The organism is Olleya sp. Ti.3.14 (assembly GCF_038154885.1).
Lineage (GTDB): Bacteria > Bacteroidota > Bacteroidia > Flavobacteriales > Flavobacteriaceae > Olleya.
In genome coordinates this window covers 16446-39988 of sequence record NZ_JBAKAO010000008.1, presented here as the reverse complement: position 1 = coordinate 39988, position 23543 = coordinate 16446, and the positions used below count along the sequence as shown (strand labels likewise).

Genomic DNA, 23543 nt, shown 5'->3' with positions numbered 1-23543 from the left:
CTAAATCGTTATAGTTTTTGTAAATTTACAATTCTAATAAACATACATTAAATCAATATACATGTCAAATAAAGCAACGCTTGAAATTAATGGAGAAAAACACGAATTTCCCTTAATTGTAGGTACTGAAAATGAAATAGGAATAGATATCAAAAATCTTAGAGCTGTTACAGGTGGTGTGACAACTATTGATCCAGGTTATAAAAATACAGGATCATGTGAGAGTGCTATTACTTTTTTAGATGGAGAAAAAGGAATTTTAAGATACAGAGGTTATTCTATTGAAGAATTAGCTGAAAAAGCAGATTTCCTTGAGGTAGCGTTTTTATTAATTTTTGGTGAATTACCAACTAAAGAGCAACTTAGTAAATTTGAAAAAGATATTAAGGAGCAGTCAGTTGTTGATGACGATGTAAAGAAAATTTTAGATGCATTTCCTAAGTCAGCACATCCAATGGGTGTCCTTTCTTCATTAACAAGTGCTTTAACAGCATTTAACCCTTCATCGGTAAACGTAGACTCAGAAGAGGATATGTACAATACTGTATGTAAAATTATGGGTAAATTTCCGGTGTTAGTGGCATGGACAATGCGTAAGCAAAAAGGTTTACCATTAGATTATGGAGATGATAACTTAGGCTATGTAGAAAACATCCTTAAAATGATGTTTAAAAAACCTAATCAGGACTATACACAAAATCCAATCCTAGTTAATGCTTTAGATAAGTTATTAATTTTACATGCAGATCATGAGCAAAACTGTTCTACATCTACAGTAAGAATAGTAGGATCATCTCACGCAGGTTTATTTGCATCTTTATCTTCAGGTATTTCAGCACTTTGGGGACCATTACATGGTGGAGCAAACCAAGCAGTTTTAGAGATGCTTGAAGCAATTAAAGAAGATGGTGGAGACACTAAAAAATATATGGCTAAAGCTAAGGATAAAGAAGATCCTTTCCGTTTAATGGGTTTTGGACACAGAGTATATAAAAACTTTGATCCAAGAGCAAAAATCATTAAAAAAGCTGCTGATGAAGTATTAGGAGATTTAGGAATCGATGATCCTGTATTAGATATTGCTAAAGGGTTAGCAGAAGAAGCTTTAAGCGATTCATATTTTGTAGATCGTAAATTATATCCAAACGTAGATTTCTATTCTGGTATTATTTATAGAGGTATGGGAATCCCAACAGAAATGTTTACCGTTATGTTCGCTTTAGGACGTTTACCAGGTTGGATTGCACAATGGAAAGAAATGCGTAACCGTAAGGAACCAATTGGACGTCCAAGACAAATATATATTGGAGAAAACTTAAGGTCTTTCAAATCAATTTCTGAAAGATAGATTTCAATTATTAATATTAAAAAAAGCTTCATAAATCATTATGAAGCTTTTTTATATCTTTACTTTATGTTAAAACTAAACGTAAAAAACGAAACCTCTAGATTAAGAGCAGTCGTTTTAGGAACAGCAGTTAGTAATGGTCCAACACCAAAACTAGAAGAAGCATACGACCCAAAATCGTATTTGCATATCAAAGCAGGTACTTACCCAATTGAAGCAGATATGGTCAATGAAATGGAGGCTGTAGCTAAGATTTTTGAAAAATACCATGTAAAAGTTTACAGACCAGAATTAATAAAGGATTGCAATCAGATTTTTGCAAGAGATATTGCTTTTGTAATTGATGATGTGTTTGTAAAAGCAAACATACTACCCGAAAGAGAAAATGAGTTAGATGCTATTCAATACTTAATTGATACAATAGACCCTGAAAAAGTGATACGTCCACCTGAGGACGTGCACATCGAAGGAGGAGACGTAATGCTTTGCAATGACTATATCTTTATTGGAACTTATAGAGGTGACGATTATTCAGACTATATCGTAGCTAGAACAAATCAGGCAGGAGTAGATTATATAACACAACAGTTTCCGCATAAAAAAGTTAAAAGTTTTGATTTAAATAAATCGCAAACTAATGCTTATGATAATGCATTGCATTTAGATTGTTGTTTTCAACCAATAGGTACTGATAAAGCAATTTTACATAAAGAAGGTTTTAGAGATCAAACTGAGTATGAATGGTTGTTAAATTACTTTGGAAAGGACAATTGTTTTATTATATCTAAAGAAGAAATGTTTAACATGAATAGTAATATTTTTAGTATTTCTGAAGACGTTATTATTTCAGAAAAAAATTTTACTAGACTTAATACTTGGTTGCGCGACAAAGGGTTTACAGTAGAAGAAGTGCCTTATGCCGAAATAGCAAAACAAGAAGGTTTGTTGCGATGCAGCACAATGCCTTTAATTAGGGATTAAAAGACAATAGTTATAAATAAAAAGCCTCTTTAAATAAAGAGGCTTTTTTTTTGTGTCAATTTTTTAAGGATTTGTAGACCATAATGCAGCGCTTTTAAGCATTGCTCTTCTAGGCAGTTTTAGTCCAGCTACAATTAACTCTGCAAAATCATCTGGTTGTAAAACACTGTCTTCAGAGTTTTTATCTGCGATACCTAAATTAATAGACATATCAGATGCAATTGTACTTGGAGTTAAAGTACAAACTCTAATATTATTTTTTCTTACCTCTTTCATTAAAGACTCTGACATACCAATCACAGCAAATTTTGATGCAGAATAAGCAGATGTATTAGCATTACCATTTAATCCAGCAGTTGATGATATATTAATAATATCTCCTTCATTTTGGTTTATTAAATATGGTAAAACCTCTTTAGTTACGTAATACATTCCCATAACGTTGGTTTGAATAATTTTACTCCATTGGTCAACTTCCATATCATTTAAAGACCCAAAAGCAGCTATTCCTGCATTATTTACTAAAATATCTACTTTTCCTAATTGGTCTATAATAGTTTTTATTCCGTCTTTAACAGCCTCGTAATTACCTACATCAAAAACAGCATAAATTGCATTGACACCTAATGCTTTTAATTGGGTTACGGTTTCCTGTAAGTCTGCTTCATTTCTTCCAGTAATTGCAACATCAATCCCTTCTTTAGCAAAAGCAATAGCAGTAGCTTTACCTAAACCTTTACTTCCTCCTGTAATTATTGCTTTTCTATTTTTTAAATGTTCCATAATTGTTTTAGTATCTATATGTTTTTATATTGTTTATCTAGCCTCATAAAATTATAGAGACTATTATAAGAGTTAACGAAATTATAGGATTTTTTTCAGAAAGTCAAACTAAAACGAAACTCTAAAACTAACATTTGGTGTAAACCCTAATGATGTGTTTTCAATAGTAGTGACTTGATTATTATCAATAGTATAATAGGTATTAAGTATATTTTCTCTGTTAAGAATATTCCATACCGACGCTCCAACAACAGCTTTGTTTTCGCCTAATTTAAATTGATATGTAGCAGATAGGTCTGCTCTAATATAGGAGCTTAACCTACTACTGTTTGGTGCATTATAATTAATAGTGTTATTAATTATAGGTGTATTGTCATTGACTTGCGTGTAAGGTTTACCAGAATGCCAATTGATACCAAAAGCTAATTTTAGTTGTTGCCAACTATACGTGCTACCATAATTAATTTGATGTTTTATATCAAAATTACTAGGGAAAGCGTTACTGTTATTTAAGTCTTTAAACGTATAATTATTATTGCTATAACTATAGCCTATCCATGTACTAAAACGGTTAATTTGTTTGTTAACTAATACATCAATACCCTTAACATCATAACCTCCATTAACATTAATAAATTGATATTGATTTTGCAATCCTTGACTTCGGGTAGTCACGCCATTAACCGTTTTATAATAGCCTTCAATACTTAATAATAATTTGTTTTTATTATAAGTTAGTCCTAAACCTAACTGCTTACTTTTTTGAATTGGAATGGTATTATTGTTAGCCAAAACCCATCGACGCTTTTCTACACCTAAAAAGTCGTTTTGTAAATCTATTAGCTGTGAAGTGGTTTGACTTTTATATTCACCTGAAAGTTCGGCTCTAAAATGTTTTAAAAAGCTTTGACTAATATGTAACCTTGGCTCTAAAACACCTATTTTAAAATTTTTGAAGTAATTATGACGAAATCCTAGTTTAATTAAAGACTTTTTGTTTTTGGATTGTAATATCGTTTCGGCATAGACGCTATGTGCTGTTAAGTTTCGCTTTAGGTTTACATCTAAAAAAGGGTCATTTGTTTCTTCTAAATTACTTACCGAAACTTCGTTAAATTGATAACCTCCATTAATTGAAAAAGAGGTATTAAAATCATAGTAAGCATCAATATTAAAACCAGTATCAACTACTTTATTTTCTTGTATTAAGCGTTGGTTATTTGCCATATCATAATCCGAAGATCTTAAATCGTAATTTGAGTAATACCCTTTTATTGTGGTATTGAATTTATTATTCCAAATATGTTGATATTGTATAGCAGATGCTCTGTTTTGTTGTTTTAGTTGATTACTGTTATTTACTGAGGCATCACTATTTGAGGACTCCTCAAAATCTAATTGATTAAATACATTTAATAATGTAAAACGTAATTTATCTTTTTCTGTAATATTGTGTAAGAGTTTTAATGAGATATCACTAAACCTAAAGGTTTGATTATCTTTAAACGAATGTTCTGTATTAGACACTTCAGAGTCCTGAAACACACGTTTAAAATATTGATTATACGTTGGTGTATTTAGTAGGTCAGTAATAGCACGTCTAGTTGCTAATTGTAGTTGTGTTTTTGGTGTTAATGGAATAATAGCAAAACCATCTGCAGTAATCATATTTATGCCTATTCCAGCGCTAAAATCGGCATCTATATTATCCGATAATTTCATGTCAATCATACTACTAATTCCGTCACCAAATCGTGCGCTTGTTCCATTTTTTATAACAGAGACATGTTTTGTTAAATACGGATTAAAAGCCGATATTAATCCAAAAAAGTGTCCTGATTGATACATTTTTATTCCGTCATATAAAATAAGGTTTTGATCATGTGTTCCTCCTCTAACATTAATATTAGATACGGTTTCATCTACACTTAAAACACCAGGTATGGCTTGTATGGTTTGTAATATATCAGGTTCAATTAAACCAGGTAAAATTTCAAAGGATTTTGGTGATATGGTTATGTGACCAGATTTGTTTTTGTCTATACCAGTGGTTAAGTAATTAGAGATAGTAATTTCGTCTAATTTTTGAAAAGAAAAACCATTTATATTGCCTGTAACGGTAATAAAATGGTCGTCTAATTTGTTGAATTTTATATCAGTTTGGAGTTCTATTTTTGATAACATATCATCTAAAGAATCCTTGCTATCAAACGTCACAAAAACACCCTTAATAACTTTGTCTGCATAAGAAAAACTAACTTTATACTGATACTCTATTGTAGATAGGACATCTAATAAAGGAAGTTTTTTATTTTGGGCATAAAAAGAAAAGCTAAAGGCTAATGTAATAATTAATAATAGGGTCTTTTTTAACGATTTATTCACGCGTTAAAATAATGGTTTTGTTAACTTTTTTATAGCGTAATTGTAGTGGTTGTGTTATGGACTGTAATGCAATATTAATATCATTGTGTGTAAACTTACCCGAAAACAATTCGTCTTGTTTAATCGTTTTAGCATCAATCTTTACATTATACTGTCTTTCAAACTCGTCTAAAACTTCGCTTAAAGGTACGCTAATAAAACTACTTAGACTGTTTAACCAATCTGGTTTTTTTGCATTTAAAGTTAACCGCTCAATAGGCTTGTTATTAATTATTAAAAAGGAATCTCCTGCTTTTAATTTGGTTTCAGTACTGTTAAAAGTCACATTAACTAAGCCTTCATAGCAGGTAACTTCAAAATAATTTTGACGTTGCTTAACATTAAATTCTGTTCCAACAACGGTTACTATTCCTGATGTTGTAACAACATTAAAGGAGCTTCCTTTTTTAACTTTAAAAAAGGCTTCGCCTTCCAATTTAAGGCTGCGTGTATTGTCTGTCCATTGTTTTGGATTATAAGTGATTTTAGATAACGCATTTAAATTAACTTCAGAGTTGTCAGGTAGTTGTATTAATGACTTTTCTGCATAATATGTATTAATAGTGGTGTCTAACGTTGTGGTATAATAATAGGCGCCAAAACAAATTGCTAAAATAGCTGCAATTTTAAGTATAGGAGATAGCCAATTAGTTTGTCTTTTTGGTGGTTGTTCAATACTGGTAAGTATAGTTTGTAAAGCTTGGTCAGTGTTAAACTCTGGCGCTTTAAACCCTTGACTGTAATTAGATAATTTTACTATAGCCTCATAGTCCTCAAGCGCTTTAAACGCTTCAAGTTCTTGAGGAGTTAGGTCGTTGTCCAACCATTTTAATATTAGTGCTTCTTTATTCATAACTTTAATCTAACTATATAACAAGACCATCCGGAAAATTCCTACCCTTAGGGTAAAAAAATAAAATTTATAACCCATCTATTTCTTGTCTTAATTTTTTTAAGGCACCATAAATGCGTTTTTCTACAGCTTTGGTACTAATGTCCAAAAGTGCAGCAATTTCTTTAAAACGCTTACCTTCCACACGATTCATTAAAAAGGCAATCCGTTGTGCCTCAGTTAAATTAGCTATAGCTTTTTCTAACTTTTGACGGTATTCATCTTCCTCCATTAAAAATTCGGGAGATACATTTGTTTGATGTGTTGTTTTTGTCTGTTGGTGTTTTAGGACTACTTTTTGGTGTGCAACTTCATTTAGCATTAAGTTATTTGCAATTGTAAAAACATAACTTTTAGCTTTCTCAGGACTTACTTTTTTACAATTTTCCCACAGCTTTATAAAAGCTTCTTGGGTTTTGTCTTCTGGATTTAAACGGTCTCCAAACTTGTAATATAAAAAGCTATGTAAGCTTTTTGCGTGCTTTTTAAAAAATGCCTCGAATCGGGATTTATCACAAATATTTTTATTTAACTGTTTTGACATAATTTTATTAAAGTACTACAAAATAGAACTATTTTTTTTGATAATCAGGTAGGTATTTTAAATAAACAACTGTTTTATATTTGAAACCATGTAAAACCATGTAAAACATATACTGACTACCAGTGTGTTAAAAATGTAATATTAATGAAAATTAAACAACCTCTTTTTGGATTATTACTAGTGTTTGGCTTGTTTTTTAATTGTCAAAATGAAACTGTAAATAGCGTTGATGAACAAAGTGAAACACTAGAATATAATTCTACTTTGTTTAATTTAATTAGCACAATTGCATTGGATGAAGACATCAATTGCTTGGATTTTGAATATCCATTGACTGTTTCTATTTATGATGCAGATTTCCAGTTAGCAGATATCGTAACTATAGATAATGATGAAGCATTATATTTATTTTTGCAAACGTTAGATGCCTCTATTGTAGCTAGTTTAAACTTTCCTATCACCATGGTTTTACCTGATGAGCAACAAATTGTTGTAAATTCTAATCAAGCGTTACAATCTAGTATAACCTTAGAAGGTAATAGCTGCGACAGTGTAAATTCTTGTACCCAAACAACTATAGCCAATTATTTGATGGATTGTGATCAGTTACCAACAATAAATGGGTTTTCACCATACTTAACCCATTTTAATTTTCTGGAAGACAATGACATTACTATTTTATACGAAGGGGATTTGTTATTTAATGGTGTTTGGGATATTACGACTATAGATGGTAATGTTTATGTATTTATTACCATTAATGGATTGGACAATTATAATGGACAATGGGAAGTTATACAATGTGAATCAGAACAATTAGTTTTAGAACAGAATGATACAGAGTTGATATTTATCCAAAGTTGTAATTCAAATCCATTGAGTTGTTTTGAAGATATAAATCTCACCATTTGTGATGCGGATGGAGATTTAATAGAAACGTTTAATTTAGATGAATTTTATCAAGATTGCGATCAAAGTAATGTTGGTGTTAGTTATCATATATCTTATGATGATGCTGTTAATAACACCAATTCATTGACATCGACCTTTACAAATGTTACAAATCCGCAGAACATTTACGTTAGGGTAGCGCAATATAGTAATCCAGATATATATCAAATATTTACAATAGTTATAACGGTTGAAGACTGCACATAATTAAATAATCACATAATTATAATATAGTCATTAGATAGTCTAACTATTAAAAATTTAGTTTTAGTTAAGTTAATTATTATCATGTTTAAAAGGTTGCTAATTTTAGTAGCCTTTTTTTATGGAATTATTTATATATGAAACTTCGTAAATACGCTTCAAATTGCTATTTTTGTGCTTCTTAAAAACAGAAAAAATTATGTTTAATAATTTAAGCGAAAAGTTAGATAAAGCGTTACACGTACTAAAAGGACATGGTAGCATTACAGAAGTAAACGTTGCCGAAACCCTAAAAGAAGTACGTAGAGCACTTTTAGATGCCGATGTTAACTTTAAAATTGCTAAAGAATTTACTAACAGAGTAAAAGAAAAAGCACTAGGTCAAAACGTATTAACAACGTTACAACCAGGACAATTAATGGTTAAAATCGTTAAAGACGAATTAACAGAATTAATGGGAGGAGATGTAGAAGGCATAAACATGTCTGGTACTCCAACTATTATATTAATGTCTGGTTTACAAGGGTCTGGTAAAACTACTTTTTCTGGTAAATTAGCCAACTTTTTAAAAACCAAAAAAACTAAAAAACCTTTATTAGTTGCGTGTGACGTTTATCGTCCAGCAGCTGTTGATCAGTTACACGTTGTAGGAGATCAAATAAAAGTTGATGTTTATAGTGATAAAGGAAACACAGATCCAGTAGCTATTGCACAAGCAGGTATTGCACATGCAAAGCAAAATGGACATAACGTCGTTATTATTGATACAGCAGGTCGTTTAGCTGTGGATGAAGCGATGATGAAAGAGATTTCTAATATTCACAAAGCAATTCAACCACAAGAAACATTATTTGTAGTAGACTCTATGACAGGTCAAGATGCTGTAAATACAGCAAAAGCCTTTAATGATGTTTTAAACTTTGATGGTGTTATCTTAACCAAATTAGATGGTGATACACGTGGTGGAGCAGCAATATCTATTAAATCTGTAGTAAATAAACCAATTAAGTTTATTGGTACAGGAGAGAAGATGGAAGCGATTGACGTATTCTATCCTTCACGTATGGCAGATCGTATTCTAGGAATGGGAGATGTTGTCTCTTTAGTAGAACGTGCTCAGGAACAATTTGATGAGGTAGAAGCTAGAAAATTACAAAAGAAAATCGCTAAAAATCAATTTGGTTTTGACGACTTCTTAAAGCAAATTCAGCAAATCAAGAAAATGGGTAATATGAAAGACCTTATTGGAATGATTCCTGGTGCTGGAAAAATGATGAAAGATATAGATATAGACGATGATGCTTTTAAAGGTATCGAAGCTATTATCCACTCGATGACAGTTAAAGAGCGTACTAATCCATCTATTATTGATGCTAGTCGTAAAAAACGAATTGGTAAAGGATCTGGTACTTCGGTTCAAGAAGTTAACCAATTACTTAAGCAATTTGATCAAATGAGTAAGATGATGAAAATGATGCAAGGTGGAAAAGGAAAAGCAATGATGAATGCAATGAAAAACATGAGGTAACTCATGTTTTTTTATTTTATATAATTAACTAACACACACAACTATAAAATATGACAATTCTAGACGGTAAAAAAGTCAGCAACGATATTAAAAACGAAATCAAAGCTGAAGTCGACAAGATGAAAACTAATGGCGAAAAAGTTCCTCATTTAGCAGCAGTTATTGTAGGTAACGATGGTGCAAGTTTGACTTACGTAGGAAGTAAAGTTAGAGCTTGTGAGCGTGTTGGTTTTGAATCTACTATGGTTAGATTGTCTAATACAACCAGTGAAGTTGAATTGTTAGATAAAATTGACGAGCTTAATAATAATCCTGATATTGATGGCTTTATTATACAGTTACCATTACCAGAACAAATAGATACACAAAAAGTTTTAATGGCTGTGCATCCAGATAAGGATGTGGATGGGTTTCATCCCATGAATTTTGGTAAAATGGCATTAGACATGTCTACCTTTATTCCAGCAACACCATTTGGTATTTTAGAGCTATTAGATAGATATAACGTAGACACTAAAGGTAAGCACACAGTGGTTATTGGTCGTTCTCATATTGTTGGGCGTCCTATGAGTATTTTAATGGGTCGTAAAGGGTTTCCTGGTAACAGTACAGTAACCTTAACACATAGTCACACTAAAAATATTACACAAATTACAAGTCAAGCAGACATTATAATTTCTGCGTTAGGTGTACCAAACTTTTTAAAAGCAGAAATGGTAAAAGATGATGCTGTTATTATAGATGTAGGTATTACTAGAGTGCCTGACGACACTAAAGAAAGAGGTTACCGTATAACTGGTGATGTTGATTTTGAAAATGTTAGTAAAAAAGCTAGTCACATCACACCTGTTCCTGGTGGAGTAGGACCAATGACTATAGCCATGTTATTAAAAAACACTTTATTAGCTAGAGAGCGTCACAGAAAATCTAATAAAAATTAATTACTTATTTTTAAACCTGAAATTAATCATTTCAGGTTTTTTTATGCAAATACTATCTCGTGTTCAGTTTGGAAGTTTAGAGCATCTTCTGCCAATAGTTGTGGCTGTAATTTTGTGTTGGTTTTTATTTTATCAAATCAAAACACAATCAGATCATCTAAAGTTTAAAGTATTTAAAGGCTTAGGTATTTTTGTGTCTGGTTTTATGGCTATTTTTCATTTGTATAAAATTGGACAAGGTGGTTACAGTTTACAAACAGATTTACCCTTGTTTTTATGTAGCTTTATGGCTTTGTTTATTTTTATATTCACATTAACAAGACGATTTTTACTTTTCGAAATCTTATTATTTTGGACTATAGTCGGTACGTCGCAAGGCGTTATTACTCCAGATATTGAGGTAGGTTTTCCTAGTTATGATTATTTAAGATATTGGATTGTTCATCTTGGACTTTTAACTATTATAGCCTATGCTATAGTGGTCTTAAAAATGCGACCAAAATTTAAAAGTGTATTTAAATCTTTTGTAGTACTGCAGGTTTATGTTTTGATAATTATGGTAATTAACTACCTGTTGGATGCCAACTATTCTTATTTAAATAATAAACCACTTTCTGAATCAGTACTAGATTTGTTGGGTGATTGGCCAAATTATGTAATTATAGTTCAATTAGCTTTATTACCATTGTTTTTGCTTATTTACGTGCCTTTTTTTTGGTCTAACAAATATTATAACACTAAATAAGAACAATAACAGCATATATGAATAACACTTAAAATAAAAAAGAATAGTAATTTTAGGTTTATTTATCTTAACTTTTTATAGCTGTAAGGCACAAGTTACTCCATTACAACAAACTGGTTTAGCAGATTAAGTTTTACCCACTGAAAAGATTTTGTTAACTAAACAATAATAGATTATCACTTCAAAAATTATTAAAAACTGACAATTTTTATAGCCAGATTTGGAAAGCATGAGTGTAAAAAAAGACCTCACAGGTTTTTAAAATCTGTAAGGTCTAAATTTTATAATACTAGTTGGGTTTGCCTAGACTAAACCCAGTGAATGTTACTTTGCAAACAACTGTGACTGATCTCTAAATGTTTTAAACTCTAAAGCATTACCAGAAGGGTCTTTAAAAAACATTGTTTTTTGCTCGCCAACTAAACCTTCAAATCTTACATAAGGTTCAATAATAAACTGAATATTTTTATTTTTTAAGTGGGCTTCAAATTCCGCGAAAGCGTCCCAATCTAAAACCACACCAAAATGTGGTACTGGTACGTGCTTACCATCCACTTGATTTGCAGTTTCAATATCGTTAGTTTTTGCTTTATAATGTATTACTAACTGGTGGCCAAAAAAGTTAAAGTCTACCCAATGGTCACTACTTCTTCCTTCTTCGCAGTTTAAAACATCTCTGTAAAACAGACGACACTCCTCTAGGTTGTAAACAGGAATGGCTAAATGAAAAGGTGATACTGTACTCATAATTTAATGGTCTTTGCGTCTGTTTCTAATTGGTCGCTCACGATTAGGTCGCCCTCCTTTAGTTGATTCTCTATTAGGTTGATCTTTTGGTTTGACTCTGTCTTTAGTTGGTGTGTCTTTAACAGGTCTACTAGATCTAGAAGGACTGTCTTTTGCTGTTTTAGCTTCGTGTATCTTGGTCGAATCCTCTAAAAGCAAATGCAATGTTTTTAGTTCTTTTTCTGTAAATTCTCTGTATTCTCCAACAGGAACATCCAACTTAATATTCATGATTCTAACACGTCTTAATGAAGTCACTTCATAAGTTAAATATTCGCACATACGTCTAATCTGCCTATTTAAACCTTGTGTCAAAATAATCCTGAAGGTATGCGAGTCTATTTTTTTAACCGAACATTTTTTAGTCGTACGATCTAAATCTTCTAGATAAATACCACTTGCCATTCTGTTTATAAAGGTTTGTGATATTGGTTTGTCTACAGTCACAACATACTCTTTGTCGTGATTGTTACTAGCACGTAAAATTTTGTTTACAATATCACCATCGTCAGTCATAAAAATTAATCCATCACTTAACTTATCTAAACGACCAATAGGAAAAATACGTTTGGGATAGTTTATGTAATCTATAATATTGTCTTTTTCAACAGAGGTGTCTGTAGTGCAAACAATACCTACAGGTTTGTTAAAAGCTAAGTAAATTGGCTTGTCAGTATTGTTTTTAATAATTTCACCATCTACAGCAACAACATCATTTGGACTTACTTTTGTACCCATTTCTGGCACAACGCCATTAATTGTAACACGTCCAGCGTCAATTAATTTATCACCTTCACGACGCGAGCAAAAACCAGCTTCGCTGAGGTATTTATTAAGTCTTGTTAATTTTTCTTCCAAAATATATTACGCTTTAATAAAATTAATAACAGCTTTGTTTACGCTATCGTCACGTAATCCATGACCAAAACCATCTGTAGTTAGTAATGTTGAATTTTTAAAGTTAGATGAAATTAGCTCAGCCTCATCATATTGTATAATCTTATCACCTTTATCGTGGATGATAAGTCCTTCTAAATTAATTTCTTTTGAAAATTTAGCTGCCGAAAAATGTGAAGGCATATAATTAAAACGTTCTAAAACTAGCTGATTTAGTCCATTTTCAATGCGCTTATTAAACCCTAACATGTTAACATAGTTTTTAAAAACATTTGTAAACTCTGAAGGTGCGCCAAGCAAAATCATTTTTTGTAAAGCGTCATTTTGGTATTTATGTTGAAAAAACACAGATGCCATTCCACCAACTGAATGTCCAACAATTACATTAGCCTTGTAGTGCTTTGCAACAACATTTAAAAACTCGGAATACAAAATAGCATTAAACTGCGTACCACTAGATTTACCATGAGCAGGACCATCTAAGGATACCACATTGTAATCTAAATCCTGTAAAGCTTCGACTAATTTTTTCCATCTAAAAGTATTGCTTTCCCAACCATGTGCAAGCAAGATGGTTTTTTTTGTACCTACCCAATGGTAAGTTTGTATGGTATGGTCTTGGTAGTTTAAAGTGTATTGGTTAGCTGTATTTAAAAACGGTTGATGTTTGTCTTTAAAACGTCCTTGTCTAGGTGTTGCAAAAATGTCTAATGCTTTTGCGCTAGCAAATTTAGGTGCAACATAACTAACCGCATTTAATCCGTTACCAATTATTTTAGGAAGTACTTTTGCGATTTTCTTTTTCATTTTTTTTTAGTCTTCTCTGTTTACCAAATCCATTGAAAATGCTGGAGTACAAATTGCAATATACTCGCAAGCTATTGTGAAAGGATTGGAGTATTGTACACGAGTATTTTTTTCAATTTTAATAGATTGTCCAGCTTCAAGTATTATTTCTTCACCTTCAATAATAAACTGTTTTTTACCTTTAATAATATAAGTGTACTCATCAAAAGCTGGTGTTTGAAATGGTTCACTCCAACCTGCTGGAGCAATCATATGTGCTATGCTAATATCTTTATTACCATCTGTGGCTAATCCAAAGTGTTCTTCAATAACTTTACCATCAGTTGTTGGTACAACAAATGGACTGTTTTGGATTTTATATTTTTTTTCTTTCATTTTATTAAAAATTAGCAGCGTAATGTATAATCACGCCAAGTATTGTTATACCACATGAAAATAGTAGTCCTAATGTTAAAAGTAAAAGTCTTATTTTATTGACACCTAATTTATTATTAAAATAATAAAAATCAGCAATTTCTAAAAGCATTCCTGAGGAATACAAGACGTTTGCTGTTACAATATAGATAACTAGTCCTATAGCTTCTTCTATTTGAAAATAGTCAGCAAAACTTATTAAACCTATAATACCAAATAAAGCATTTAGTAAGTTAAATAGCCATCGTTTACTTTCCCACCATTTTATAATGTCATTAGGTAAATTCTTGGTATTCATTTTAGCTTTTATATTATAACTACCAACCTAAAATAAAGTGTTTAATCTTAGCGGTTTCTGGTATGTTTGCTTCCTCTATTTTTTTGTTCATATCAAATCTAAACTCTGATGGTAATTCATTTTTATCAATTAAGAAAAAGGCATCACTTTCTTTAACAAAGACGGAAGCACTTTTAAATGAATTTTGAATGCTTGTAATAGTATATTTTGCTTTAATATCTCCAAAAGTACTGTTGCTAGTTATCCCTTTGTCTGTTTTAAATCTCGAGTCTTTTATCTTGATACTAGAGATTGTTGCAGTAGAGTCTAACGCTTGTTTTGGTGTTATGCTTAATAGGTGTTTACCTCCTTTTTCGTAAATTTCAATAGTATTTAAAGCACCTGTAAACTCGTCTCCAGCAATAGGACTTATTACTGAGTCGTTGATAAAGATAGTTTTTAAATCCTTGACTTGGGTTGAGTCTGTTAATAATCCAATATTTTGGTTTTGCACTAAATATGGATCTGCAGCTTTGTTACATGACGTTACTAGCACAGCTAAAAGACCTAAGGTTACTATTGTTTTTTTCATTGAGGTTATATTGGTTTTGTTTCCGCTTAAGCGAAATTATTTTGTTTGTTATTCTGTTTTTAAATTGATTATTTCATCACGCGTTTTAAAATTCCAAAAACGCTTCTAATAAATGTAGCACTTGTTAATACTTTGATAATTGGGTTTTGTGCAGTGCTACGTCTTCTTGTGGTTGTTGATCTAGATTGTTTTTCAGCTTTTTCTTTTTCAGCTTTTTTGTCTTCTTCAAGTTGTAAGGCTTCAGCAGCTTCTATTTTTTTGTTTAAAAGCTCATACGCGCTTTCACGATCTATGGTTTCGTTATATTTTAAAACTAACTTCGAGTCGTCCAATAAGTTTTGCAACTCTACGTCTGTTAACACATCCATTCTACTCATTGGTGCACGCATCATTGTGGCAGCTAATGGTGTTGGTCTTCCTTTTTCATCTAAAGCAGACACTAACGCTTCTCCAGTACCTAATGACGTTAATACATCTGCTGTATCATAGTATTCAGTATCTGGATAGTTTTGTGCTGTTAGCTTAATGGCTTTTCTGTCTTTTGCTGTAAAGGCACGCAAAGCATGTTGGATTTTTAACCCTAATTGGCTTAAAACACCTTCTGGTACATCTGTTGGGTTTTGTGTTACAAAGTATAAACCAACACCTTTACTACGTATTAGTTTAACAATGCTTTCTATTTGATTTAATAAGGCTTTTGAAGCTTCGTTAAATATCAAATGCGCTTCATCAATAAACATGATTAATTCTGGTTTTCCAGAGTCACCTTGTTCTGGTAAAGTCTCATATATTTCGGCCAATAAGCTTAACATAAATGTCGAGAATAATTTTGGTCTGTCTTGTATGTCTGTAAGTCTAATAATGTTTATGTAACCACGACCATCTCTAGTGGTGCGTAATAAATCTTCGACTTCAAAACTTTTTTCGCCAAAAAATAAATCACCTCCTTGTTGCTCAATTTCGATAACCTTTCTTAAAATTGCTCCTGTTGAAGCAGACGAGATGCGACCATACTCGTCCTGAAACTCTTCTTTACCTTCGTTAGTGCAGTATTGTAATATTTTTTTAAAATCTTTTAAATCTAATAAAGGTAGTTTGTTGTCGTCGCAATATTTAAAAATAACTGCTACAACGCCAGATTGCGTGTCTGTAAGATCCAAAATTCTAGATAGTAATACAGGACCAAACTCGCTAACAGTTGCACGTAATCTTACACCATTTTGTTCGGATAAACTCATGATTTCTACAGGAAACCCTTTAGCTTCAAATGGTAAACCTATTTTGGCATGACGTTCGTCAATTTTAGCATGTCCTGGACTAGGTTGTGCAATACCACTTAAATCTCCTTTAATATCCATAAGTAAGACCGGAATCCCTTTGTCACTAAGGTTTTCTGCCAACACTTGCAGTGTTTTTGTTTTTCCTGTTCCAGTTGCACCAGCTATCAAACCATGTCTATTCATAGTTTTTAATGGTACGTTTACAAAAGCATCTTTTATAGTTTGACCATCTAACATTGCCGAACCTAACGTAATGTAGTCGCCTTTACAGGTGTTTCCTTCTGTGATATGATTAAAAAATTCGTCTTGTCTACTCATTCTAAAAATATTTGATGTAAAAATACTAATCTTACCGTAAATCATTGAAAACTTTCAACTTTAAATGCTTAAATTTTCCATTAGATAAGATTATATTTGCAAGCTATGAAGCAAGAGACACAAGATTTAGTTAACAAAGGATTAATGTTGCCTTTAATGGAAGAGTTTTACACTATCCAAGGTGAAGGTTTCCATAAAGGAACTGCTGCTTATTTTATAAGAATTGGTGGTTGTGATGTTGGTTGTCATTGGTGTGATGTTAAAGAAAGTTGGAATGCAGATTTACATCCTCCAACTAGTACAGATGTAATAGTTGCCAATGCTAAAAAGTATAGCGATACTGTAGTAGTAACAGGAGGAGAACCATTAACTTGGGATATGACAGCATTAACCGATAAGCTTAAGGCTGAAGGTTGTAAAATCCATATAGAAACTTCTGGTGCTTATGAGTTAACTGGTCAATGGGATTGGATTTGCTTGTCTCCAAAAAAAATGAAACTGCCTACTCAAGGTGTTTATGATAAGGCACATGAGCTAAAATGTATAATCTATAACAAAGATGACTTTAAGTTTGCGGAAGCGCAAGCAGCTAAAGTTAATGGAGATTGTATTTTATATTTACAACCAGAATGGAGTAAACGTGATACAATGATACCAATGATTGTAGATTATGTTATGGCTAATCCTAAATGGAAAGTGTCACTACAAACACACAAGTATCTTAATATTCCGTAAAATAGTTGTATTTTGCAACTATAGCTATTAATCATAGCGTAAGTAATCCTTATAAACTTAACATTATGATTAGAAATTTTTACAATGAAAAATGGAAGCCTGTCCAATTTGATGACAATGTTTCTGAAAATATGTCTTTTAAAATATCAAACCATGGACGACTTAGTAAAGTTGAAGATGGAGTAGATGTTTTGATAGAAAACCAATACCCTATTAATGGGTATAGTACAGTTCCTGTTATAAAAAAAGATGGCAAGCGTACAGCAAGATATATTCACAAATTAGTTGCACAACATCATTTAGATAAACCACAAGACGCAAAATTTGTAATCCACTTAGATTACGATAAATGTAATAATGCAGTCGAAAATTTAAAATGGGCAACTAAACGTGAAAAGGAAATCCATCAATTTAAAAATCCGCATTATCTTACTAGAAAAAAAGTGATAACGTCCTCTAAATTAACCGAAACAGAGGTGATTAGACTTAAAAAGCGTCTTTTTGATCCAAATAGACGTACTAGATTAAAGATTTTAGCGCGACAATTTGGGGTTTCAGAAATGCAATTACATCGTATTAAAACTGGTGAAAATTGGGGACATGTAAAAGTGTAACTATTGTTTTATAAACTTAACTGTTTGACGTCCACTATTATTATGAAAATCTAAGAAATAGATTCCAGTTGCTAAGTCTGTAACCGGAAATTTATACTGTTTTTGGGTACCATTAGTTTTAATTATTTCTCTAGAAAGTTGTTTGACAAATCTACCGTTAGCGTCATAAAGCTCAATTAATAAATTATCATCACTTTTAAAATCTATTGAAAATTCAAGATTGTTTTCAACTGGATTTTTTAGTAATATAATCTGTAATGGCGATTTTGCTGGTACAGAGAAATCTTCAGTATTTAAAGTTTGGTCTGTGTATTTGTAAATAGTAGTACCTGATGCGTAAGCTTGACCTGATGAGGTAACAAATATTCGGTTTAAATTATTGCCAATGTTTAAGTTGGTCCAAGTTAGTCCTCCATCTGTGGTTTCGTAAAAACCTGTGGTGTGTCCTCCAATCCATCCATGGGTTTCGGATGTAAATCCAACTGCTTGCAAGTGGGTTTCTGGTGCGTTGGTACTAAACCAAGTTGCACCACCATCTGTTGACTTAATAAACTGACCTAATGTAGTTGCTGTGGACTCCACAGCTCCAAAAATTACATTTGTATTACTTTCTAATATTTGTATTTTCCAAACGTAATCTCCAATAATGTTAGAGTTGTATATCTCTGTCCAGGAAGTTCCTCCATCTATAGTTTTTAAAATGATGCCTCCTGTTGCACTTTTTCCAGAAGCATAACCAATAGTTTCAGTTTCAAAATAAATTTCTACTAAAGCATCAGCGTACGCAGTCATGTCTATAAATGTCCAATTGTTACCACTATCTGAAGATTTAATTATAAAAGCTGGACTAAAGTAAGCACCACAACCATAAATTGTTGAGGTTCCAACTGCATCTAATCCGCAAATAGCAACTGGATTTGGTGTTATATTAGTTATAGTTGTCCATGTTATACCACCATCTGTAGTTTTGTAAAAAAGACCATTTAAAGTGCCTAAAAAGCCTACGTCTTCATTTAAAAATTCAATATTTCTAAAATAATGACTACTACCCAAATCCGTTTGATTTAGTTGTTCTGACCATGTTATACCACCATCTGTAGTTTTATAAACAGACGCATAAAAGCCATTTGCAGCCCAACCTAAATTATCATTTAAAAAAAACACGTCATCAAAACGTTGATTATTAGGATTAGAAGTAATATTAGGTAATGGTTGCCAAGTAGCTTGAGCAGTTACATTTAAGCTAAACAAAATAAATAAAAGAACAAATAATCTCATTGTGGTTTGGGGTTAACTATCAGATTGTAAAGTTAAGAATACTTTTAACTAACTAAAAAGTAACATATTGTAACATAATATTATTTAATGATGTAAAAATGTAAGCATTAATACGTTTAGTGTTTTAATTATGAAACATAAAGCTAATATTTGCTTCATCAATTAGAATTAAAGAATTTAAATTATAAAATTATGTGTGGAATTGTATGTGCTTTCGACCTAAAACAAAAAAGTGAAGATTTAAGACCTCAAGTGTTAGAAATGTCTAAAACTATTCGTCATCGTGGACCAGATTGGTCAGGTATTTATAGTGATGATAAAGCTATTTTAGCGCATGAACGTTTAGCAATTGTTGATCCTGCTTCAGGAAAACAACCATTGTTTAGTCCTGATAATAAATTGGTTTTAGCTGCAAATGGCGAAATATACAATCACAGAGATTTGCGTAAGCAATTTGAAGGTAAATATGATTTTCAAACGCAAAGTGACTGCGAAGTAATCTTAGCATTGTACCAAGAAAAAGGTGTTGATTTTGTAGATGAAATGAACGGAATTTTTGGGTTTGCAATTTATGATGTAGAAAAAGATGAATATTTTATAGCACGTGACCACATGGGAATTATCCCATTATACATTGGTTGGGATCAAAACGGAACATTTTATGTAGCCTCAGAATTAAAAGCTTTAGAAGGTATTTGTACTAAAATTGAATTATTTCCTCCAGGACATTACATGTCAAGTAAAGATGGTGAATTTGTAAAATGGTATAATAGAGATTGGAGTGATTATGAGGCTGTAAAAGATAACGAAACTAGTATCGCTGAAGTTAAAGAAGCTTTAGAAGCAGCAGTTCACAGACAGTTAATGAGTGATGTGCCTTACGGAGTTTTACTTTCAGGAGGATTAGATAGTTCTGTGACTTCTGCAATTGCAAAAAAATACGCGCAAAAACGTATAGAGTCAGATGACCAGTCAGATGCTTGGTATCCGCAATTACATAGCTTCTCTGTTGGGTTAGAAGGCTCGCCAGATTTAGCTGCAGCACAAAAAGTTGCAGACCATATTGGTACTGTGCACCATGAAATTAAATTTACAATCCAAGAAGGTTTAGATGCTATTAAAGATGTAATTTATAACATAGAAACCTATGATATAACAACCATAAGATCGTCAACACCTATGTATTTAATGGCTAGAGTTATTAAATCTATGGGAATTAAAATGGTGTTATCTGGAGAAGGTGCAGATGAAATTTTTGGAGGTTATTTATACTTTCATAAAGCACCAAATGCAAAAGAATTTCATGAAGAAACAGTGCGTAAGCTAGATAAATTACACATGTATGATTGTTTAAGAGCAAACAAAAGTTTAGCTGCTTGGGGAATTGAAGGACGTGTCCCATTTTTAGATAAAGAGTTTATGGATGTAGCGATGCGCATTAACCCTCAAGATAAAATGATTAATGGAGAACGTATGGAAAAATGGGTAGTACGTAAGGCTTTTGAGGATATGTTACCAGAAAGTGTAGCTTGGAGACAAAAGGAACAATTTAGCGATGGTGTTGGTTACAGTTGGATTGACACACTTAAAGAAGTTGTTAATGAAGCAGTCACAGATGATCAAATGGCTAATGCTAAATTCCGTTTTCCAATACAAACACCACAAAACAAAGAAGAGTTTTACTATCGTTCTATTTTTGAAGAGCACTTCCCAAGTGATGCTGCAGCAAAAAGTGTACCTCAAGAAGCAAGTGTAGCGTGTAGTACAGCTACAGCGTTAGAGTGGGATGAGGCTTTTAAAAACATGAATGAGCCAAGTGGTCGTGCAATAGCAAACGTCCATGATAAGTCTTATGCTACATCTTAATTAAGTAAAAATTAGCATAAAGTATATATATTAATAGCTTCAAAACCTCGCAAATGCGAGGTTTTGTGTTTTTTGGTCTTTAAAAAAACAATTAAGATTATCAAAATCTATTTTAAAGTGGTTTTTAAGCCTTTTAAGACACTTTTTTAATAATTAACAAATGTTAATAATTTTTAAGGAGAACGCTTAAATACACTTGAAAAACGTTTTTAATTGTGTATATTTGTTTGTATTCAAAAGGATGCTTAATCGCATCTTTTTTTATGCCTTAATAACAGAAATAGATCATAAATAATATAAATATGAGCGAAAAAAAGGAAGAGTTTAACAAACACAATTATTCTGCTGATAGTATCCAAGCGCTAGAAGGGATGGAGCATGTACGTATGCGTCCTTCTATGTATATTGGAGATGTTGGTGTACGTGGTTTACACCATTTAGTATATGAAGTTGTAGATAACTCGATTGACGAAGCTTTAGCTGGTCATTGTGATAACATCACAGTAACAATTAACGAGGATAACTCAATCACTACAGAAGATGATGGACGTGGTATTCCTGTAGATCTTCACAAAAAAGAAGGTATTTCTGCATTAGAAGTTGTAATGACTAAAATTGGTGCTGGAGGTAAATTTGATAAAGATTCCTATAAGGTTTCTGGAGGACTTCACGGTGTTGGTGTAAGTTGTGTTAATGCATTATCAGAGCACCTAACAGCAACCGTTTATAGAGACGGTAAAATATGGGAACAAGAATACGAAAGAGGTAAATCTTTATATCCTGTTAAGGCAATTGGTGATACAGATAAAAGAGGTACAACTGTAACTTTTAAACCAGATTCGACAATTTTTACACAAACGCTAGAGTATAATTACGATACATTAGCAAGTAGAATGCGTGAATTGGCATACTTAAACAAAGGAATTACAATCCATTTAGTAGACAAAAGATTTACTAAAGAAGATGGTTCTTTTGAAGGAGAAACATTTCATAGTGAAGAAGGTCTTAAAGAGTTTATCAAGTTTTTAGACGGAAACAGAGAGCCTTTAATGAAAGACGTAATTTCTTTTGAAGGAGAAAAAAATGGAGTACCTGTTGAGGTTGCAATGGTATATAATACTAGTTATGCAGAAAACTTACACTCTTATGTAAATAATATTAATACACATGAAGGTGGTACGCACCTTTCAGGTTTTAGACGTGGATTAACGCATACACTTAAAAAGTATGCTGACGAGTCTGGAATGTTAGACAAGTTAAAGTTTGATATCGCAGGAGATGACTTCCGTGAAGGTCTTACAGCAATTGTATCTGTAAAAGTACAAGAGCCACAATTTGAAGGACAAACTAAAACTAAATTAGGTAACCGCGAAGTGTCTGCATCTGTAAGTCAGGCAGTATCAGAAATGTTATCTGATTATTTAGAAGAACATCCAGATGATGCTAAAATCATTGTTCAAAAAGTAATTCTTGCAGCCCAAGCTAGACATGCAGCTCAAAAAGCGCGTGAAATGGTACAGCGTAAAACAGTAATGAGTATAGGTGGTTTACCTGGAAAATTATCGGATTGCTCAGAGCAAGACCCATCAAAGTGTGAGGTTTACTTAGTCGAGGGAGATTCGGCAGGTGGAACTGCAAAACAAGGTCGTGATCGTGCATTTCAAGCCATTTTACCATTACGTGGTAAGATTTTGAATGTTGAAAAGGCAATGACACACAAGGTGTTTGAAAACGAAGAGATTAAAAATATCTTTACAGCTTTAGGTGTAACTATTGGTACCGAAGAAGATAGTAAGGCATTAAACCTTTCTAAATTAAGATACCACAAAATAGTAATCATGTGTGATGCCGATATTGATGGTTCGCACATTGAAACACTTATTTTAACGTTCTTCTTTAGATTTATGAAAGAGTTAATTGAAAATGGACACATTTACATTGCAACTCCACCTTTATATTTAGTTAAAAAAGGAGCTAAAAAACAATATGCTTGGTCAGATGAAGAGCGTGTTGCTATTATGAAAGATTTTGGAGAATCAGCAAAAATCCAACGTTATAAAGGTCTTGGAGAGATGAATGCAGAACAACTTTGGGATACAACAATGAATCCTGAATTTAGAACGCTACGTCAAATCCAAATCGATAATGGTGTTGAGGCTGATCGTGTATTTTCTATGTTAATGGGAGACGAGGTGCCACCACGTCGTGATTTTATTGAGAGAAATGCTATTTACGCAAACATCGATGCTTAAATAATAAATATAATTTTATATTGCAAAGGAAACATTTTTTTAAATGTTTCCTTTTTTTTACGCCCAAATCTAAACTAAAAGTAACT

22 protein-coding genes are annotated in these 23543 nt (G+C 32.1%); 10 read left to right on the top strand and 12 right to left on the bottom strand.

From position 1 onward, the window contains the following. Positions 1–61 precede the first annotated feature (61 nt). Together V6251_RS11480 and V6251_RS11475 are read left to right on the top strand one after the other, a co-directional pair. Positions 62–1348, top strand: a complete 1287-nt coding sequence (locus V6251_RS11480) for a citrate synthase (protein WP_145000881.1) — start codon at positions 62–64, stop codon at positions 1346–1348. 66 nt (positions 1349–1414) lie between these two features. Further along, on the top strand, positions 1415–2329 hold the full coding sequence (locus tag V6251_RS11475; RefSeq protein ID WP_341588338.1) for a dimethylarginine dimethylaminohydrolase family protein: 915 nt from the start codon (positions 1415–1417) through the stop codon (positions 2327–2329). 63 nt (positions 2330–2392) lie between these two features. Here V6251_RS11475 and V6251_RS11470 read toward each other — a convergent pair whose 3' ends face one another. From V6251_RS11470 to V6251_RS11455, 4 genes are all read right to left on the bottom strand, one after another. After that, the gene (locus V6251_RS11470; RefSeq protein WP_292946303.1) at positions 2393–3112 is read right to left on the bottom strand and encodes a 3-ketoacyl-ACP reductase; all 720 of its coding nucleotides are present in this window, start codon (positions 3110–3112) and stop codon (positions 2393–2395) included. Between the two features lie 108 nt (positions 3113–3220). Beyond that, positions 3221–5497, bottom strand: a complete 2277-nt coding sequence (locus V6251_RS11465; RefSeq protein ID WP_341588337.1) for a TonB-dependent receptor plug domain-containing protein — start codon at positions 5495–5497, stop codon at positions 3221–3223. Next, positions 5490–6389 (bottom strand): FecR family protein, encoded by a 900-nt coding sequence (locus tag V6251_RS11460; protein ID WP_341588336.1) that lies wholly within the window; start codon positions 6387–6389, stop codon positions 5490–5492. The genes V6251_RS11465 and V6251_RS11460 overlap by 8 nt, the downstream gene beginning before the upstream one ends. A gap of 67 nt (positions 6390–6456) precedes the next feature. After that, positions 6457–6972: an RNA polymerase sigma factor gene (locus V6251_RS11455; protein WP_341588335.1), complete on the bottom strand. Its 516-nt coding sequence runs from the start codon at positions 6970–6972 to the stop codon at positions 6457–6459. 144 nt (positions 6973–7116) lie between these two features. Between V6251_RS11455 and V6251_RS11450 the strand changes: the two genes are divergently transcribed. The 4 genes from V6251_RS11450 to V6251_RS11435 all read left to right on the top strand — a co-directional run bounded on the left by V6251_RS11450 (position 7117) and on the right by V6251_RS11435 (position 11341). After that, a complete protein-coding gene (locus tag V6251_RS11450) occupies positions 7117–8130 on the top strand; it encodes a hypothetical protein (protein WP_341588334.1) in 1014 nt (337 codons plus the stop codon). A gap of 196 nt (positions 8131–8326) precedes the next feature. Next, a complete protein-coding gene (gene ffh / locus V6251_RS11445; protein ID WP_339808450.1) occupies positions 8327–9655 on the top strand; it encodes a signal recognition particle protein in 1329 nt (442 codons plus the stop codon). A 50-nt stretch (positions 9656–9705) separates the two neighbouring features. Then, on the top strand, positions 9706–10596 hold the full coding sequence (locus V6251_RS11440) for a bifunctional 5,10-methylenetetrahydrofolate dehydrogenase/5,10-methenyltetrahydrofolate cyclohydrolase (RefSeq protein ID WP_341588333.1): 891 nt from the start codon (positions 9706–9708) through the stop codon (positions 10594–10596). Positions 10597–10639: 43 nt separating this feature from the next. Then, positions 10640–11341 (top strand): YwaF family protein, encoded by a 702-nt coding sequence (locus V6251_RS11435; protein ID WP_341588332.1) that lies wholly within the window; start codon positions 10640–10642, stop codon positions 11339–11341. Between the two features lie 324 nt (positions 11342–11665). Here V6251_RS11435 and V6251_RS11430 read toward each other — a convergent pair whose 3' ends face one another. From V6251_RS11430 to V6251_RS11400, 7 genes are all read right to left on the bottom strand, one after another. Further along, positions 11666–12088: a VOC family protein gene (locus V6251_RS11430; RefSeq protein WP_341588331.1), complete on the bottom strand. Its 423-nt coding sequence runs from the start codon at positions 12086–12088 to the stop codon at positions 11666–11668. A gap of 3 nt (positions 12089–12091) precedes the next feature. Continuing rightward, on the bottom strand, positions 12092–12985 hold the full coding sequence (gene rluF / locus V6251_RS11425) for a 23S rRNA pseudouridine(2604) synthase RluF (RefSeq protein ID WP_341588330.1): 894 nt from the start codon (positions 12983–12985) through the stop codon (positions 12092–12094). 6 nt (positions 12986–12991) lie between these two features. Continuing rightward, positions 12992–13831 carry an alpha/beta hydrolase gene (locus V6251_RS11420; RefSeq protein ID WP_224742455.1) on the bottom strand — a complete coding sequence of 280 codons (840 nt, stop codon included), beginning with the start codon at positions 13829–13831 and terminating at the stop codon, positions 12992–12994. A 6-nt stretch (positions 13832–13837) separates the two neighbouring features. Then, on the bottom strand, positions 13838–14206 hold the full coding sequence (locus tag V6251_RS11415; protein WP_341588329.1) for a cupin domain-containing protein: 369 nt from the start codon (positions 14204–14206) through the stop codon (positions 13838–13840). 4 nt (positions 14207–14210) lie between these two features. Continuing rightward, positions 14211–14543: a hypothetical protein gene (locus V6251_RS11410; protein ID WP_292946339.1), complete on the bottom strand. Its 333-nt coding sequence runs from the start codon at positions 14541–14543 to the stop codon at positions 14211–14213. A gap of 19 nt (positions 14544–14562) precedes the next feature. Continuing rightward, the gene (locus tag V6251_RS11405) at positions 14563–15114 is read right to left on the bottom strand and encodes a hypothetical protein (protein WP_145000857.1); all 552 of its coding nucleotides are present in this window, start codon (positions 15112–15114) and stop codon (positions 14563–14565) included. Positions 15115–15182: 68 nt separating this feature from the next. Next, positions 15183–16712 (bottom strand): helicase HerA-like domain-containing protein, encoded by a 1530-nt coding sequence (locus V6251_RS11400; protein WP_341588328.1) that lies wholly within the window; start codon positions 16710–16712, stop codon positions 15183–15185. A gap of 105 nt (positions 16713–16817) precedes the next feature. On the opposite strand from V6251_RS11400, the gene V6251_RS11395 reads away from it, so the two are divergent. Together V6251_RS11395 and V6251_RS11390 are read left to right on the top strand one after the other, a co-directional pair. Further along, on the top strand, positions 16818–17447 hold the full coding sequence (locus V6251_RS11395) for a 7-carboxy-7-deazaguanine synthase QueE (RefSeq protein ID WP_145000853.1): 630 nt from the start codon (positions 16818–16820) through the stop codon (positions 17445–17447). 65 nt (positions 17448–17512) lie between these two features. Beyond that, complete coding sequence (locus V6251_RS11390) at positions 17513–18061, top strand: HNH endonuclease (protein ID WP_341588327.1); 549 nt, start codon at positions 17513–17515, stop codon at positions 18059–18061. Here the strand turns inward: V6251_RS11390 and V6251_RS11385 are convergent, their stop codons facing one another. Continuing rightward, entirely contained in the window at positions 18062–19339 is a 1278-nt protein-coding gene (locus V6251_RS11385) for a YCF48-related protein (RefSeq protein ID WP_341588326.1), read from the bottom strand. A gap of 192 nt (positions 19340–19531) precedes the next feature. Between V6251_RS11385 and asnB the strand changes: the two genes are divergently transcribed. After that, a complete protein-coding gene (gene asnB, locus V6251_RS11380; protein ID WP_341588325.1) occupies positions 19532–21205 on the top strand; it encodes an asparagine synthase B in 1674 nt (557 codons plus the stop codon). 302 nt (positions 21206–21507) lie between these two features. Continuing rightward, positions 21508–23457 (top strand): DNA topoisomerase (ATP-hydrolyzing) subunit B, encoded by a 1950-nt coding sequence (gene gyrB / locus V6251_RS11375; RefSeq protein WP_145000845.1) that lies wholly within the window; start codon positions 21508–21510, stop codon positions 23455–23457. The last annotated feature ends 86 nt before the right edge of the window (positions 23458–23543 follow it).